9 protein-coding genes are annotated in these 15,417 nt (G+C 66.8%); 3 read left to right on the top strand and 6 right to left on the bottom strand.

Features of this window, described 5'->3' with window-relative positions; translation table 11 throughout:
- Nucleotides 1-516 precede the first annotated feature (516 nt).
- Together NFT33_RS12525 and NFT33_RS12520 are read left to right on the top strand one after the other, a co-directional pair.
- Nucleotides 517-1,215, top strand: a complete 699-nt coding sequence (locus NFT33_RS12525) for a haloacid dehalogenase type II (RefSeq protein ID WP_251675777.1) — start codon at nt 517-519, stop codon at nt 1,213-1,215.
- Nucleotides 1,216-1,265: 50 nt separating this feature from the next.
- Nucleotides 1,266-3,473: a malate synthase G gene (locus NFT33_RS12520; RefSeq protein WP_251675775.1), complete on the top strand. Its 2,208-nt coding sequence runs from the start codon at nt 1,266-1,268 to the stop codon at nt 3,471-3,473.
- Here NFT33_RS12520 and NFT33_RS12515 read toward each other — a convergent pair.
- Genes NFT33_RS12515 through NFT33_RS12495 form a run of 5 tightly spaced genes read right to left on the bottom strand, consistent with a single transcriptional unit; the run spans nt 3,464 to nt 13,664 of the window.
- Nucleotides 3,464-6,232, bottom strand: coding sequence for a DEAD/DEAH box helicase (locus NFT33_RS12515; RefSeq protein ID WP_251675774.1), 2,769 nt, complete (start codon nt 6,230-6,232; stop codon nt 3,464-3,466). The two genes, NFT33_RS12520 and NFT33_RS12515, sit on opposite strands and share 10 nt — an antisense overlap.
- Entirely contained in the window at nt 6,229-7,341 is a 1,113-nt protein-coding gene (locus NFT33_RS12510; protein WP_251675772.1) for a virulence RhuM family protein, read from the bottom strand. Before NFT33_RS12510 ends, NFT33_RS12515 begins: the two co-directional genes overlap by 4 nt.
- Nucleotides 7,338-8,984, bottom strand: coding sequence for a site-specific DNA-methyltransferase (locus tag NFT33_RS12505; RefSeq protein ID WP_251675770.1), 1,647 nt, complete (start codon nt 8,982-8,984; stop codon nt 7,338-7,340). The genes NFT33_RS12510 and NFT33_RS12505 overlap by 4 nt, the downstream gene beginning before the upstream one ends.
- Before the next feature lie 12 nt (nt 8,985-8,996).
- Nucleotides 8,997-10,721, bottom strand: a complete 1,725-nt coding sequence (locus NFT33_RS12500; RefSeq protein ID WP_251675768.1) for a DUF262 domain-containing protein — start codon at nt 10,719-10,721, stop codon at nt 8,997-8,999.
- A 27-nt stretch (nt 10,722-10,748) separates the two neighbouring features.
- Nucleotides 10,749-13,664: an SNF2-related protein gene (locus tag NFT33_RS12495; RefSeq protein ID WP_376744156.1), complete on the bottom strand. Its 2,916-nt coding sequence runs from the start codon at nt 13,662-13,664 to the stop codon at nt 10,749-10,751.
- 336 nt (nt 13,665-14,000) lie between these two features.
- On the opposite strand from NFT33_RS12495, the gene NFT33_RS12490 reads away from it, so the two are divergent.
- The gene (locus NFT33_RS12490) at nt 14,001-15,212 is read left to right on the top strand and encodes a multidrug effflux MFS transporter (RefSeq protein ID WP_251675764.1); all 1,212 of its coding nucleotides are present in this window, start codon (nt 14,001-14,003) and stop codon (nt 15,210-15,212) included.
- On the opposite strand, the gene NFT33_RS12485 is transcribed toward NFT33_RS12490, so the two are convergent.
- On the bottom strand, nt 15,202-15,378 hold the full coding sequence (locus NFT33_RS12485) for a DUF1328 family protein (protein ID WP_149505004.1): 177 nt from the start codon (nt 15,376-15,378) through the stop codon (nt 15,202-15,204). The genes NFT33_RS12490 and NFT33_RS12485 overlap by 11 nt on opposite strands.
- Nucleotides 15,379-15,417: the final 39 nt, after the last annotated feature.

Genomic DNA, 15,417 nt, shown 5'->3' with positions numbered 1-15,417 from the left:
GACCGACTCCGCGCGCCCCGCACACCGTGGGGCGCCCGTCGGCGTTCGCGCGTCTGCACGTCACGCCACAGGGGTTCTCTTCCACGGACTTGTCGCCCCCTGTGCGCGTCCCGGCTCGGCGCGCGGGCCACCCACGCCGGTAGAGCGGGAACCACGACACCGGCGACCCAGAGGCGCAAGCTGCCACGGGTGTGGTGGGGCGTTCGAGCCCTGAAGGCAGCCTGTCGCGCGCGTCGAAACCGCCCGCGACCCCCGAATGCGACCGACTGACCGACCGATGGTCCGCGTCATGCCGTCCACGCCCAGGGGCCAGCCCGACACGCCTGCGCGGCTTCACCGCCGCGGCGTGCTGGGTCGAGGCTTGCCCCTTCGCTCCCTCCTTCCCTCTCTCCGGTCCCTCGGGGAGCGCGCGGGCGACAAGTCCTCAGTTCAGGAATTACACGCATTTCAGTCACAAATCATTGGATTTTCAAGCCATCAATGATCTTGTAAGGTTGCAATACAGTGGCGTCCACCATGCACAAGCTGTCCGCCACCACCGCCCCCCAGGCCGTCCTGTTCGACGCCTACGGCACGCTGTTCGATGTCTACAGCGTGGCGCTGGTGGCCGAGCAGCGCTTTCCCGGCCGCGGCGAGGCGCTGGCGCTGCTGTGGCGCGACAAGCAGATCGAATACACCCGGCTGGTGACGATGAGCGCGCCCGACGGCTCGCGCTATCGCCCGTTCTGGGAGCTGACGCGCGATGCGCTGCGCTTCGCCTGCGCGCGGCTCGGCCAGGTGCTCGACACCGATGTCGAACTGGCGCTGATGAACCAGTACCGGCACCTGAGCGCATTCCCCGAGGTGCGCGAGGTGCTCGAAGGCCTGAAGGCGCGCGGCATTCCGGCCGGCATCCTGAGCAACGGCGATCCCGGCATGCTCGGCATCGCGGTGCGCAGCGCCGGCCTGGGGCCGCTGCTCGACCATGTCATCAGCGTCGAGCCGGCGCGGGCCTTCAAGACCGACCCGCGCGCCTACGCGCTCGGCCCGAAGACGCTGGGCCTGAATGCGCGCCAGATCCTCTTCGTCTCCAGCAACGGCTGGGACGCCATCGGCGCCACCTGGTTCGGCTACACCACGCTGTGGGTCAACCGCGCCGGCCTGCCGCTGGACCCGCTCGGCACCGAGCCCACCCGCACCGGCACCAGCCTGCGCGACGTGCTCGGCTTCTTCTGACCTGATCTGATCCGTTCCACCTCCTTCACCGTTCATCCGAGGCTGACACCATGACCGACCGCACCTCCATCCACGGCCTGCAAGTGGCCACCGAGCTGTTCCGCTTCGTCGAGGACCAGGTCCTGCCGGGCACGGGCGTCGACTCGGCCGCCTTCTGGGCCGGCTTCGATGCGATCGTGCGCGACCTGGCGCCGAAGAACGCCGCGCTGCTGCTGGAGCGCGACCGCATCCAGACCGAGATGGACGGCTGGCACCAGGCCAACCCGGGCCCGGTCGCCGACATGGCCGCCTACCGCGCCTTCCTGGAGAAGATCGGCTACATCGTGCCGGTGCCGGCCGAGGTGCAGACCACGACCGCCAACGTCGACGACGAGCTGGCCATCCAGGCCGGCCCGCAGCTGGTGGTGCCGATCCTGAACGCCCGCTATGCGCTGAACGCCGCCAACGCGCGCTGGGGCTCGCTCTATGACGCGCTGTACGGCACCGACGCCATCTCCGAAGAAGGCGGCGCCGAGAAGGGCCGTGGCTACAACCCGGCGCGCGGCGCCAAGGTCATCGCCTTCGCCCGCGATTTCCTCGACCAGGCCGCGCCGCTGGTCAACGCCAGCCACAAGGCCGCCGCAGGCTACGCGGTCGAGGCCGGCCAGCTGGTGGTCAAGACCACCGGCGGCGCCCTCACCGGCCTGGAAGTCCCGGCCCAGCTGGTCGGCTACCAGGGCGAGGCCGCCAGCCCGACCAGCATCCTGCTGGCGCACAACGGCCTGCACATCGACATCCGCATCGACCGCTCGACCGTCATCGGCGCCAGCGACGCCGCCGGCGTGTCCGACGTGGTGGTGGAAGCCGCGCTGTCGACGATTCTCGACCTGGAAGACTCGGTCGCCGCGGTGGACGCCGAGGACAAGCTGGTCGGCTACCGCAACTGGCTGGGCATCCTGCGCGGCACGCTGACCGAGACCTTCTCGAAGGGCGGCAAGGAAATGACGCGCGGCCTGAACGCCGACCGCGTCTACTCGGCCGCCAGCGGCCAGGGCGAAGTGGTGCTGCACGGCCGCAGCCTGCTGTTCGTGCGCAACGTCGGCCACCTGATGACCAACCCGGCCATCCTGTGGGGCGCCGACAGCCGCGAGATCCCCGAAGGCATCATGGACGCGGTCATCACCACGACCATCGCGCTGCATGACCTCAAGGGCCTGGGCACGCCGGGCCTGCGCAACTCGCGCAAGGGCTCGGTCTACATCGTCAAGCCGAAGATGCACGGCCCGGCCGAAGTGGCCTTCGCCGCCGAGCTGTTCGGCCGCGTCGAGCAGCTGCTGGGCCTGGCCGACTCGACCGTCAAGCTGGGCATCATGGACGAGGAGCGCCGCACCTCGGTCAACCTGAAGGCCTGCATCGCCGCCGCCTCGTCGCGCGTGGCCTTCATCAACACCGGCTTCCTCGACCGCACCGGCGACGAGATGCACACCGCCATGCTGGCCGGCCCGATGATGCGCAAGGGCGACATCAAGACGAGCAGCTGGATCGCCGCCTACGAGCGCCGCAACGTGCTGATCGGCCTGGCCTGCGGCCTGCGCGGCCGCGCCCAGATCGGCAAGGGCATGTGGGCGATGCCGGACCTGATGGCCGAGATGCTGAAGGCAAAGATCGGCCACCCGAAGGCCGGCGCCAACACCGCCTGGACCCCGAGCCCGACCGCCGCCACGCTGCACGCGCTGCACTACCACCAGGTGCTGGTGTCGGACGTGCAGAAGGCGATCGAGGCCAGCGGTGACGCCGGCAACGCGGCCGTCACCGACAAGCTGCTGACCGACCTGCTGACCATTCCCGTGGTCGCCGAAGCCAAGTGGTCCGAGGCCGAGAAGCAGCAGGAGATCGACAACAACATCCAGGGCATCCTGGGCTATGTGGTGCGCTGGGTCGACCAGGGCGTGGGCTGCTCGAAGGTGCCCGACATCAACGACATCGGCCTGATGGAAGACCGCGCGACGCTGCGCATCTCCAGCCAGCACGTCGCCAACTGGCTGCACCACGGCGTGGTGACTGAAAGCCAGGTGCGCGAGTCCTTCAGCCGCATGGCCGCCAAGGTCGACGCACAGAACGCCGGTGACGCCGCCTACAAGTCGCTGGTCGCCAACCCGCAGGGCGCCGCCTTCCAGGCCGCGCTGGATCTGGTCTTCAAGGGCAAGGAACAGCCGAGCGGCTACACCGAGCCGCTGCTGCATGCGTGGCGTCTGAAGGTGAAGGCCGGTCAGGCCTGACGCTCGAAGCGCAGGAAGTCCGCCAGCGCCTTGTCCTCGGTGACCTGCTCATGCGGAACGAGCAGGTATTTCCAGGGCTTGCCGCCGGTTTTGCTGGCGTGTGTTGTGGCGTGGCTGCACCAGGTCGCGCCGGCCTCGGCCTTGGCCTGCACCTCGGCATCGTTCAGGCTGGTGCTGGCCTTGGTCTCGACCATCAGCAGGGTGTCCGCCGTCTCGGCGACGAAGTCCGGGAGGTATTCCGGCTGGTTCACCCCGAACTTGTAGTAGAGCTGGAACTGGCCCTTGGCCGGCTTGAACCACTTCTCGCTGTCACGCTCCAGCAGGACCGCAAAGCGGCGTTCGGTGTCGGAGTCGAACTTCTGCAGCGGGAACAGGCAGCGCTCGAAGTGGCCGAACACCATCTGCTTGATGCGGCCGGGCTCGCGCACCGTGTCGCGGTAGTGGCGTACCTGCTCGCCCGGGCCCATCGTGAAGGTGGGCTCCTTGAGCGCGGTGAAGCCACGGCGCACCTCGACCGCATAGGCGGTGGCGGACTCGACATGGTGGGCCATCATCTGGGCATGGATCTCGTCCGCGATCAGCTTGCGGTCCAGGCTCAGCACGTTGTGAACCTCGTCGTCGTCCTTCAGGTAGCTGCGCAGGTGCGCCACCATCTGGCTGGCCAGGTCGTAGAGCAGCCCGGCCTGGGTGTTGTAGTCGATGTCGTCGAAGTCGATCAGCGCATGGACGATGTAGTCCTCCAGCCGTTTTTCCTTTGGGCCGGTATCCGCTGACAAGATGGTCTGCTGGTTGTCTCGCAGGCGCTGCAGCACCAGCGCACGATCCTTCGGCTGCAGGTGCAGGCCGGTCAGGTCGAGCGTGAACGGCGTGAAGCCGCTGGTGACCTCGCCCTGAGGCACCACGGCGATGCGCGGGATGTCGATGGTCTGGCGCACCACCTCCTGTACGGTCAGGGCCACGACGGCCTGCAGATCGACTTCCGTCGTCGGGGCGTCGATGCCCGGCAGGCTGTCCTGTGCCGGAGGCAGCAGTTCCCGGACCTCGGCGGTGATGCGGGCCTGCACCTCGGGCCTGAGCAGCGCCTGGCGGTTCGGCGTGTCGGCCGTGCGCGCCTCGTAGCGGCCGATGACCTCCATGACCTTGACGGCGGCCTGCCGCTCCGGCTCGGTCGTGAAGACCGGCGCGGGCGATGGCAGGCGGGGGCTGTCTGGCGCTGTGGTCGCGTTGGCTTGTTCCTGGGGCACCGCCGCGGGCGAGCTGCCGCCGGACGTGGCGGGCGCCAGGCCCAGCCGGCTGGCCAGATTCGGCACGACGGTCAGGCTCTGGGCGCGCTGCGGCTGCTCGTGCTCCGGGTCCAGCTCGATGCGGCGGATCTGGCGCAGCGGCGAGTCGGGCTTGTTGGCGTCGTCCACGATCTCCTGGAAGCGGTCGTGCGCGACGATGTTCAGGCGGTCCACGGCCTCGACGCCGGTGCGCCGGCCGTAGGGCAGGCGCAGGCCGCGGCCGATCGACTGCTCCACCAGCGTGCGGGCGTTGGCGGCGCGCAGCGGCACGATGGTGTAGAGGTTGGTGACGTCCCAGCCCTCTTTCAGCATGTTGACGTGGATGACGATCTCGGTCGGCTCGCTGACCTGCTCGACGGCCAGCAGCTTGCGGATCATCTCTTCCTCGTCGGCGCCGCTCTTGCTGCTGTCGACCTGGATGACCTTGCCGCGGTAGCGGCCCTCGAAGAAGTCGGTGGATTGCAGGTGCGCCAGCAGCGCCCCGGCGTGCACCGTGTCGCGGGCGATGATCAGCATGAAGGGCTTGACCTCGCGCACGTCGTGCGTGCGGGCGTAGGTCTTCAGCTCGACCTTGGTGGCCTCGTGCAGGCGCACGCCGTCGCGCAGCTTGACGCGCTCGACCTCCTCGGGCGGCAGCGCCTTGGCGTCGAAGTTGCGCTGCGTGACGACGACCGGTTCCTTGACGAAGCCGTCTTCCATCGCGCGGCGCAGCGGGTAGTCGAGCACGACGTTCTTGAACGGCACCGGGCCCTTCGTGGTTTCCACGAACGGGGTGGCGGTCAGCTCCAGCCCCAGCACCGGTTTCAGCTCGTTGAGGGCGCGCAGGCCGGCCGTGGCGCGGTAGCGGTGCGACTCGTCCATCAGCAGCACGAGGTCGGGCAGGGCGGCGAGATAGTCGAAATAGCTCTGGCCGATGTATTCCGACAGGCGCTTGATGCGCGGGGCCTTGCCGCCACGGACCTCGGAGCTGATCTTGGCGATGTTGAAGATGTTGATGCGCACGCCGCTCCACAGGTCGCCGAGCGCCGAGGCCCGTTCCTCGTAGGTGTCGCCGGTGATGATGACCGGGTGGGCGAAGGCGAACTCGGAGACGCCCTTGAACACGTACTTGGGCGTGTTGGGGGTGAAGTCGGTGATGAGCTTGTCGTAGATCGTCAGGTTGGGGGCGAGGACGAAGAAGTTGCGGATGCCGTGCGCCTGGTGCAGGTAGGCGATGAAGGCCCCCATCAGCCGCGTCTTGCCCACGCCGGTGGCCAGCGCGAAACACAGCGACGGAAACTCGCGCTCGAAGTCCTGCAGCGTCGGGAACAGCGGCTTGAGCGCGGCGAGCAGGTTCGCCACGTCGGCGGGGCTGCGCTCGTGCCGCAGCAGGCCGGGCTGTTCGGTGAGGGCCCGGGCCAGTCGGGTCAGGGATTCCTGTTGTGGCGGCCGCAGGCTCAGGCGGCCGGTGATGGCGTTGACGTCGCGCTGGCTCATGCGCTGCTCCCCTTCTTGGTCCGTGTGACGGACTTGGTCTTGCTCTTTGGTTCGGATGTGATCTTGCGCGTGCGTTCCAGTGCCTTGACTGGCTGCAGCAAGGCGGCCTCGAAGTCTTGCTCGGCTCGGCTTGGCACCGCTTTCTGGCGTTCGCGGTACAGCTCGAACTGGGTGGTGGCTTTCTGCTGTGCAGCCTCGGCGGTGATGCGACCGGCGTGTTGCAGCACCTCGCGACCCGATAGGCGCAGGAAATCGTCCAGCTTGGTGATCCACTGCGCCATGGTCATGGCCTGCCGGTTCAGGGCCTGCAGCTCGGCAAATTCCAGGTAGGCGGTGACGATGCGGTTCAAGACCTCCAGCTCTTGGGCGTTCAGATAGTTCTTGGCGATCACCGCATCTGCCTTGCGTGGCGCCCCCCCTTCGGAGGCGGCGGCCCAGGTCAGCAACCCGGCCTGTGGCTGGTCTGCATTGGCCCGCAGGGCGATCAGCTCTGCGGCAGTGTGGCCGTGGGCAGCCCAGTGCATCTTGTTCTGCACCGTGGCAAAGAAGCGTTGTGCGGCCTCAGCGCGGGGGTCGTAGTCGATGCTGGTGGCGTAGATGTCGAGCACCTTGCGCCAGAAAACCTGCTCGGAGGAGCGGATGTCGCGGATGCGTGCCAGCAGCTCCTCGAAGTAGTCTGCATCTGCGCCACGCTTGAAACGATCGTCATCCAGCACGAAGCCTTTGGTCAGATAGCCCTTCAGCGTCTCGGTGGCCCATTGGCGGAACTGGGCTCCGCGGAGGGATCTCACTCGATAGCCGACATGCAGCACGGCGTCAAGGTTGTAGTGGTCTACCTGTCGTTCAACGGTGCGGATGCCTTCCTGGGCAACTATCCGGAATTTCCGGATAGTTGAGGCAGGATCCAGCTCTCCGTCGTTGTAGATGTTCTTGAGATGCTCATTGATGGTGCGCACGTCCTTCTGGTAAAGCTCGGACATCTGTCGTTGCGACAACCAGAGAGAGCCATCCACAAGCCTGGTCTGAACTCTGCTTTGCGCATCGGCAGTCTGGTAGAGCAGGAACTCGCCTTCCTGTGCTGGCGCTGGGGCTGCGTTCGGGTCGCTCATGCGCCGTCCCCACCAAACAGATCGTCCTGCGCGGGCCCGGCTGGCTTCTTGGCCATCGGCAGGTTCGACACGTTCAGGCTGTAGTCGTCGTGGCCCCATTCGCAGCGGTCCTTGACCATCTTGGGGATCTTCTTGATCGTGAGGTTCGGCCAGCGGGTGGCGGCCTCCGTGGCGCTGATGCCGGTGAAGGCGCTGCAGCACACCAGCAGCGAGCGTTCGGGGCCGACCTCGTCGGCGAGGGCTTCGAGCTGCTGCAGGCCGAGGGTCTGGGTGGTGACGCAGAGGAAGTCGCGCTCGCTGCTGCGGCCGTGCTGCCACCACAGGGTTTCGGAGGGGGCGTAGGTGAAGCCTTCGAGCTTGCACATGGCCTCGGCGAGCATGGGGGCGTTGTACTCGGGGTTGATGACGAGGTTGCCCCAGGCGTCGGTGGTCAGCAGCGTGGGGGCGAGCGTGTAGTAGCGGAAGCCGCCGCCGCCCTTCCAGCCGGTCGCGTCGGTCACGCCGCCCGGGTCTTGCCCGTCGATCACCTTCTTCAGCCGCGGCACGATGTGCGTGTCGGCGTGCTCGCCAATCTCCACCATGATCCACCGCCGACCCATCTTGTGCGCCACGGCGCCGGTCGTGCCGGAACCGGCGAAGGAATCAAGAACCAGATCACCCGGATTGGTTGCTAGATCTAGCACTCGCTTCATTAGCTTTTCTGGTTTTGGTGTTGCGAACGAGTCAGTTGGATTGACACTCTTGACTTCGTCTCGTGCTTCGTGATTGTGGCCAGCCTCTGTATGTAACCAAATCGTGGGGGCAGGAGGGTCAGCCAGTTTTAGTTCAGAAAGGAATGTTTTCCTTGATGGATTGGCAGAGCCGTCAATGCCAAACCAAATTTCATTATTTTCGTCCATTCGGCGTAATGCATCCGCAGGAAATCGCGGTGAGTTCCCGGGAGGAGGCGACCAAACGACCCCATTCTTAAATTTAAATTGAAATGCCTGCTCTTTTTCTGAGCCTGTGCGTTTTGCATACAGTGGCGTTGCTTTCCACGGACCCTTGGGATGATTGTCTGGATTCCTATACCGGCTATCCATTTCCGCCGTCCGGCCTAAGCGATTGGGGCGCCACTTCTCCTTATGGACTGCATAAATCAAAACATGGTCATGAGTTTCCGCAAGCCATTTTGAATCATTGGAAATCGTGTATTTCTTTTGCCAAACAGCATTTGCGACGAAATTTGAACGCCCAAAAACCTCATCGCACAGAACCTTGAGGTAATGCGCCTCGTTGTCGTCGATCGTGATCCACAGCGAGCCATCGTCGGACAGCAGGTTGCGGATGATTTCGAGGCGGTCGCGCATCAGGCCGAGCCAGATCGAATGCTCCAGGCCGTCGTCGTAATGCGTGAAGGCGCTGCCCGTGTTGTACGGCGGGTCGATGAAGACACATTTCACCTTGCCCGTGAATTCCGCCTCCAGCGCCTTCAGCGCCAGCAGGTTGTCGCCCTTGATCAGCCGGTTGTCGAACAGGTCGTTTTCAGAGACACGCTGCGCCGCGTGGTGGCTGCGCGCCGGATTCTCCAGCAGGATGCGCGGCTCCAGGCGCGGGCGCTGGTCCTTGCCGATCCAGGTGAGTTCGAGTTTTTGTCGGGTCATGAAAATGTCAGCTCAGGAAAGTTGATCGATGCGCCACACGGCCGTCGCGATCTTGGCCAGGCCCTTCTGGCGGGATTCGATGCGCTCGGGCGACCAGTGATCGTTCTCGTCCCCCAGCTTCTGCGTCAGGCCGAAATTGCTCGCCTGGTACACCGCCCGCTTGGCCTCATACGCCAGATTGCCCAGATCCTTGTTCGCGCCCTTCGTCAGCAGGGCCATGTTGCCGATGCGGTAGGTCATCGCCTCGATTTCCTCCTCGGAAAACCGCTCCCAGCCCTGCCCCGGGTGCTGCGGCAGCACATGCTCGACATTGAACGTGGCGCTCTCGAACTCGTAGTCCTGCCCGCTGTGCTGGTGCTCCAGCGCGCACAGGATGTAGCGCACCACCCGGTTGTTGCGCGAATCGCTGGTGCGAATCACCTTCTCCGAGAACGCGACCCGGAACGCCTCGTCACGCGGATAGATCTCGTGCAGCGATTCCAGGATGGTGTTGGCCGTGACGCCCCCGGCGCCCGCCACGATGATGCGCTGCGCTGCGCCGTAATACACCCGCTCCTGATCGTTGGTGGGCAGGTTGCCGATCACGTTGTAGCGAAAGGCGATCACCACGCAACCCCGCAGCACCCGCCCCAGGTCGTCCAGGCCCAGATGCCGCGCCGCCGCCAGGATCAGCGGAAACGACTGCCGCACCCGGAACATGCGCAACTGCTGGGCGCTGGCCTTGAGCTTCTCGGGCCAGTGCGACGCTTCCGGGTTGGTCAGTGCGAGGTAGGTGTCCATGTCCTCCTCCATCCCACGCAGCAGATCGAACACCGCTGCCCGGTCGCCCACCTTGCCGCGGATCGACTTGAACAGATCACCGGTGCGCACAAAGGTGCGTCGGCTGTTCCAGTGGCTGCGCAGGAAATCCGGAAAACTCTCCGCCCCCAGCCGCGTGACCATCGACTCCCAGCGGTCCTCCAGCGCCTGCATCTCGTGCGGGTGCTCGCCATGCTGCTTGTGCAGCACCGAGAACAGGTAGTTCTTCAGCAGATCGGTGGACGACAGCCGCACGCCCCGTGCGTTGAGCGTCTCGAACACCTTGTAGGCGTTCAGCTCGTCGGTCACGCTGATGACGGTGAAGAACAGCCGGTCGCTCATCGTCTCGACCAGGCTTGCCAGTGCCACGCCCTCGTCGCCGCCCTGCTTGCGCACATGGTCGCGCACCCGCCGCTCGAACCACTCGAACGCCTTGCGCAGGCTGTGCTCGGACGCCCGGAAACCCCGCACCGGCAGATGCCCCAGCGGCACCAGATAGCTCTGGAAATAGCTGTCGTTGTTGCGGTTGAGCGTGAGCTTGCTCTGCGTCACCAGCGTCACCGGGTCCAGATAGCCGATGTAGGTGCTGCGGATCTGGTCCAGCCGCTGGCGGTTGTGGTCCGGGTTCTTGCCCTCCGCCACCAGCCGCTTGAGGTTGCTCAGCACCGCCAGCACGATCAGGCTCAGCGTGGTGAGCCGCTGCTGGCCGTCGATGACATCGAAACTCTTCTCGTTGCGCGACTGCAGCACGAGATAACCCATGTAATGCGCCGGCTCCCCACCATCGCAGACGGTGCCGAGGATGTCAGCCCACAGGTCCTCCCATTCCTCGTCCGTCCAGCTGTAGTCGCGCTGGAAACGCGGAATCCGGTAGGTCAGGCCGTTGCCGATCAGCTTGCGGTAGGTGTTGTTCTCGGTCTTGAAGTTGGTGGCGGACATGTGTTCTCCCGTGGTCAGCCCAATGACTCAGCCCAGTTGCCATTGCACCGCGAACTGGCGGCGCACCTCATGGCGCTGCTGCAGGCGACTTTCCAGATCATCGATCAGACGGCCCCGCTGCGTGTCGATCTCGTCCTGCCGGTCGAAGATGCGCCGCCGCAACTGGTTGCGCTTGCCTTCCAGCTCCTTCTGGCGCTTCTGCCGGCTCAGCTTCTCGTCGAGCGTGGCCGCCACCGACGCGGTGCGCCGCACCTCCTTGATCTCGCGGTCGATTTCCCGGACCTCCTGCTCCAGGCTGTTCTTCAGATCGTCCGCCCAGGCGTCGAGCTTCTGCACCTCGGTGTCGAAGTGGCTCAGATTGCGCTGGTTGACCTCCTCGACGCGGGTCTGCTGCTGCCGCTCCAGCGCCAGCGCCAGCAGGGACGGCACCTGCGCCGTCGCGTCCGAGCCTTCCTCCACCCCCCGAGCCGGCAGCCGCAGCAGCTTCTCGGCGTCCTCGTCGGGTAGCGGCCGGCCGTCGGCATCGGTGGCCGCCAGCAGCAGGATGTCCTCGGCCGCGCCCATCGACGCGATCGTCAGCACGCTCAGCGCCAGCCAGCCCTGAGCGCCCCGCAGCGGCTCCAGCGTCGAGACCTTGCGGCCGTAGGCCTCGTAGTCCAGCACCAGCCGCGCCACCGGCAGCACCCGGTCGCGCGCCCGGGCGATCAGGTGCTGCGCCAGCGGATGCCCGACCCGGTAGACATGCGCCTCGCCGCTGCCATGCCGGGGCAGCTCGTAGCGCCCGGCCGGCGCTTCCTCGGGCGACAGCCCGGCCGGTGGCTGCCGCAGCGCGAAGCTGTCGCCCTGCACATCGAAACGGGCTGCGTCGCCCAGCTCGGCCCGCGTGAGCTGCATCAGCCACTGCTCGTGCCGGTCGCGGGCCTGCTGGCTCTCGACCGCGCGCAGCCTCAGGCGCTCCTGCACCGCCTCGTCGAAGTTCTCCAGCAGCAACTGCCGCGTCTTGATCATGGAATCGCTGATCTCGGCCGCCAGATCCGACTGCAGTTGCCGGAACGAGGTCTCGATCTCTTCCGGCGTGCGGCAGGACTGGTAGATCTCGGCAATGCGGCGCTCGAAGTCCACGCCGCTGCTGATCGTGCCCAGCACCTCGTCGCTGACGCCGAAGACGCCCTCGAAGAGCTGGAACTTCACCGCCAGCAGTTCGTACACCCGCCGGTCGGCCGGGTTGCTCAGATCGACGAAGTTGACCACCACCACATCGTGCTTCTGCCCGTAGCGGTGGCAGCGGCCGATGCGCTGCTCCACCCGCTGCGGGTTCCACGGCAGGTCGTAGTTGATGACCAGCGAACAGAACTGCAGGTTGATGCCCTCGGCGCCAGCCTCGGTGGCGATCATGATCCGGGCGTGGTCGCGGAAATGCTCGACCAGCGCCGCGCGCATGTCCGAGGTCTTCGAGCCGGTGATCCGGTCGGTGCCGGCATGACGCGCCAGCCAGTCGCGGTAGATGCGCTGGGCCTGCGGCCCGGTGTTGGTGCCGTTGAACAGCACGACCTGGCCGGCATACGGACTGCCCTCGCGCTCCAGCAGGTCGAGCAGGTAGTCTTGCGTGCGCCGCGACTCGGTGAAGATCAGGGCCTTGGGCTGCGCCCCGAGCCGGGCGGTCTGCTCGAAGGCCTTGGCCAGCGCCTGCAGCAGCGTGCCGCCCTTGACGTTGTCGCGGATGTTGAGCGCCAGATGCCGGAAGGCCTGCAGCTCGGCCACCTCCGCCGCCAGCCCGTGGCGGGTGACCTCGTCGAGCAGCGCCTGATCCTGGTCCCGATCCTGCGCTGGCTCCGGCTCGCTCCATTCCTCGGCGGTCTCGTCAAGCGCCTCGTAGTCCTGATCGAGTCGCTCGACCAGCCCATCGTTCCGGCCGGACGGGTCACCGCCCTGGTCCGCGAGCTGCGCTTCCAGCCGCTCCAGCATCGTGCCCAGCGCACCAGCGATCGCGAAGCTGCTCGACGCCAGCAGCTTCCACAGCACCAGCGAGATGAGCTGCCGCTGTCCCGCCGGCAAGGCGTTCAGCGACGGCCGCCGCAGGTACTCGGCCACCAGCTCCCGCAGCACCTGCTCATCCTGCGACGGCGTGAAGGTCTCGACCAGCGGGATGCGACGGGTGTAGGAGACATAGGGCTGCACCTGACGGCGCAGCGTGCGCGTGCAGACGTTCTGCAGCCGGCTGCGCAGCCGGGCGAAGGTCTCGGCCTGGTGGAGGTTGCCGAACTGGTCGCGAAAGCTCGCCAGATCGCCGAACACCCGCTCGTCGACCAGGCTGACCAGCCCGTACAGCTCCAGCAGCGAGTTCTGCAGCGGCGTGGCCGTGAGCAGCACCTTTTGCACCGAGCCCAGCGCCGCCTTCAGCGTGCGGCCGATGACGTTGTTCGGTCGCCAGGCGTTGCGCAGCCGGTGGGCTTCGTCCAGCACCGCCAGATCCCAGCGCACCCTCTGGAGTTCATCGGCCTTGCGCTGGGCGAACTGGTAGGAGCAGATGACCGGGCGTGCGGTCTGGAAGAAGGGCTGCGGGTTGCCCTGGGCGCGCTGCCCCTTGTGGCTGTCGCTGTCGAGAATCAGGGCCTCGATGCCGAACTTCTCCAGCAGCTCCTGATGCCACTGCTTGCGCAGGTTGGCCGGCACGACGATCAGGATGTGCCGGCGCCGCTCGGCCCAGCGCTGCGCGATCACCAGGCCGGCCTCGATCGTCTTGCCCAGCCCCACCTCGTCGGCCAGGATCACGCCCTTCGACAGCGGGTTGCGGAAGGCGAACAGCGCGGCCTCGACCTGATGCGGGTTCAGATCGACCTGCGCATCCACCAGCGTGGAGGCCAGCAGATCTGCGGACTGACCGCCCCCGCTCATTCGACGAGAAAGCTGCCATGCGACGTACTGGCTGTTGTAGGGGGTCAATTGCGGTACCGGATGTCTGGAGAGTGCTGCGAATTATGAAATTCCCTTTTCCGGATTGCGTGGCAGGGAGGCTGTGTTCTTGATCCCTGTGCTGGACGGTGTGCCGAAGAAATGTGAAGAACTGCGCAACAAACACTGGAGACACCCGTCACCCTCGCGCAGGCGAGGGCCCACGATGGGCGTCCGCCGTGCCCTGCGTGGGTGCCCGCCTTCGCGGGCATGACGGGGAGGGAGCGCGGGCATGACGGGGGCGGTGGTGCGCTGGCATGACGGGTGTGATCCGGCGCGGCCGCGCGGAAGATGGTGCAATGCCCTCTTTGCCCGCCCTGCCGCCCGATGTTCCAAGCTGCCCTGCTCCGCCACGCCCTGATCCTGGGCCTGATCTCCGCGATCGGGCCGTTCGCGATCGACATGTACCTGCCGGCGATGCCGCAGATGGCGCAGGCGCTGGGCGCGAGCGCGGGCGAGGTGCAGATGAGCCTGACGGCCTTCTTCGTCGCGCTCGGGCTGTGCCAGATGCTCTACGGGCCGCTGTCGGATCGCTTCGGGCGGCGGGTGCCGCTGATGGTCGGGCTGGGGCTGTTCGTGCTGGGCAGCCTGGGCTGCGCGCTGGCGCCGGATGCGCGCACGCTGATCGCGATGCGCTTCATCGCCGGTGTGGGCGCCTGCGCCGGCATGGTCATTCCGCGCGCGGTCGTGCGCGACCTGCACACCGGCGTCGAGGCCGCGCGGCTGGGCGCGATGCTGATGCTGGTGTTCAGCGTCTCGCCGATCCTGGCGCCGCTGGCCGGCAGCCTGGTGGTGGCGCTGGCGGGATGGCGCTGGATCTTCGGCTGCATCGTCGTGCTGGGGCTGCTCGCGCTGACGCTGGTGCTGACGCAGCTGCAGGAGAGCCGCCCGGTCGAGGCGCGCCGCGGCACCACGCTGGCGGGCACGCTCGCGGCGGTGGCCGAGCTGCTGCGCGACGGCCATTTCCGTGCGCTGGCGCTGACCGGCGCCTTCGCGATGTCGGGCTTCATGGCCTATCTGGGCCATTCGTCCTTCGTGATGATCGAGCACCACGGCGTGACGCCGACGCAGTACGGCCTGCTGTTCGGGCTGAACGCGGTGGCCTTCATCGGCGCGGCGCAGCTCAATGTGCGGCTGTGCCAGCGCCACGGTCTGCCGTGGGTGATCCGGCGCGGCCTGGCGGGCTATCTGGCGGCCAGCGCGCTGCTGCTGGCGCTGACGCTCGCCGGCGTCGACCGGCTCGAGGTGCTGGTGGCGCTGCTCTTCGTCGCCTACGGCGGCCTGGGGCTGGTGGCGCCGACGGTGCCGGTGCTGGCGCTGGACCGCCACGGCGCGATCGCCGGCACCGCCTCGGCGCTGATCGGCACGGTGCAGATGGTCTGCGGCGCGCTGGTGATGGCGCTGGTGTCGGCGCTGGGCGGCCATGCGCACGGCGCGCTGCCGATGGTGGCGGGCGTGGCTGGCTGCGCGCTGCTGGCCAGCCTGGTCGGCCGGCCCGCGCTGTCGTCGGCCGCGGCCACGCCGGGCGCTATCGGCTGATGGCGCGCACGCCCTTGTAGCCGAGCACCAGGAACACGACGGCCACCAGCAGGAACAGCACGAACAGCACCTTGGCGATGCCCGCCGCGCCGGCGGCCATGCCGGTGAAGCCGAACAGGCCGGCCACCAGCGAAATCACGGCGAAGATCAGAGCCCACTTGAGCATGATCGGTCTCCTGGTCGAATGAGTCGGAAAGGGCGTCAG

Source organism: Sphaerotilus sp. FB-3, assembly GCF_023706025.1.
Taxonomy (GTDB): Bacteria; Pseudomonadota; Gammaproteobacteria; order Burkholderiales; family Burkholderiaceae_C; genus Sphaerotilus; species Sphaerotilus sulfidivorans.
This window is presented reverse-complemented; position numbering and strand designations above follow the sequence as displayed.

What these genes read in the sequence shown, in the direction of transcription:
- NFT33_RS12500 (WP_251675768.1), bottom strand. Translation starts at nt 10,721, where the DNA reads ATGTCCGCCACCAACTTCAAGACCGAGAACAACACCTACCGCAAGCTG.
- NFT33_RS12520 (WP_251675775.1), top strand. Translation starts at nt 1,266, where the DNA reads ATGACCGACCGCACCTCCATCCACGGCCTGCAAGTGGCCACCGAGCTG.
- NFT33_RS12485 (WP_149505004.1), bottom strand. Translation starts at nt 15,378, where the DNA reads ATGCTCAAGTGGGCTCTGATCTTCGCCGTGATTTCGCTGGTGGCCGGC.
- NFT33_RS12515 (WP_251675774.1), bottom strand. Translation starts at nt 6,232, where the DNA reads ATGAGCCAGCGCGACGTCAACGCCATCACCGGCCGCCTGAGCCTGCGG.
- NFT33_RS12490 (WP_251675764.1), top strand. Translation starts at nt 14,001, where the DNA reads ATGTTCCAAGCTGCCCTGCTCCGCCACGCCCTGATCCTGGGCCTGATC.
- NFT33_RS12510 (WP_251675772.1), bottom strand. Translation starts at nt 7,341, where the DNA reads ATGAGCGACCCGAACGCAGCCCCAGCGCCAGCACAGGAAGGCGAGTTC.
- NFT33_RS12525 (WP_251675777.1), top strand. Translation starts at nt 517, where the DNA reads ATGCACAAGCTGTCCGCCACCACCGCCCCCCAGGCCGTCCTGTTCGAC.
- NFT33_RS12505 (WP_251675770.1), bottom strand. Translation starts at nt 8,984, where the DNA reads ATGACCCGACAAAAACTCGAACTCACCTGGATCGGCAAGGACCAGCGC.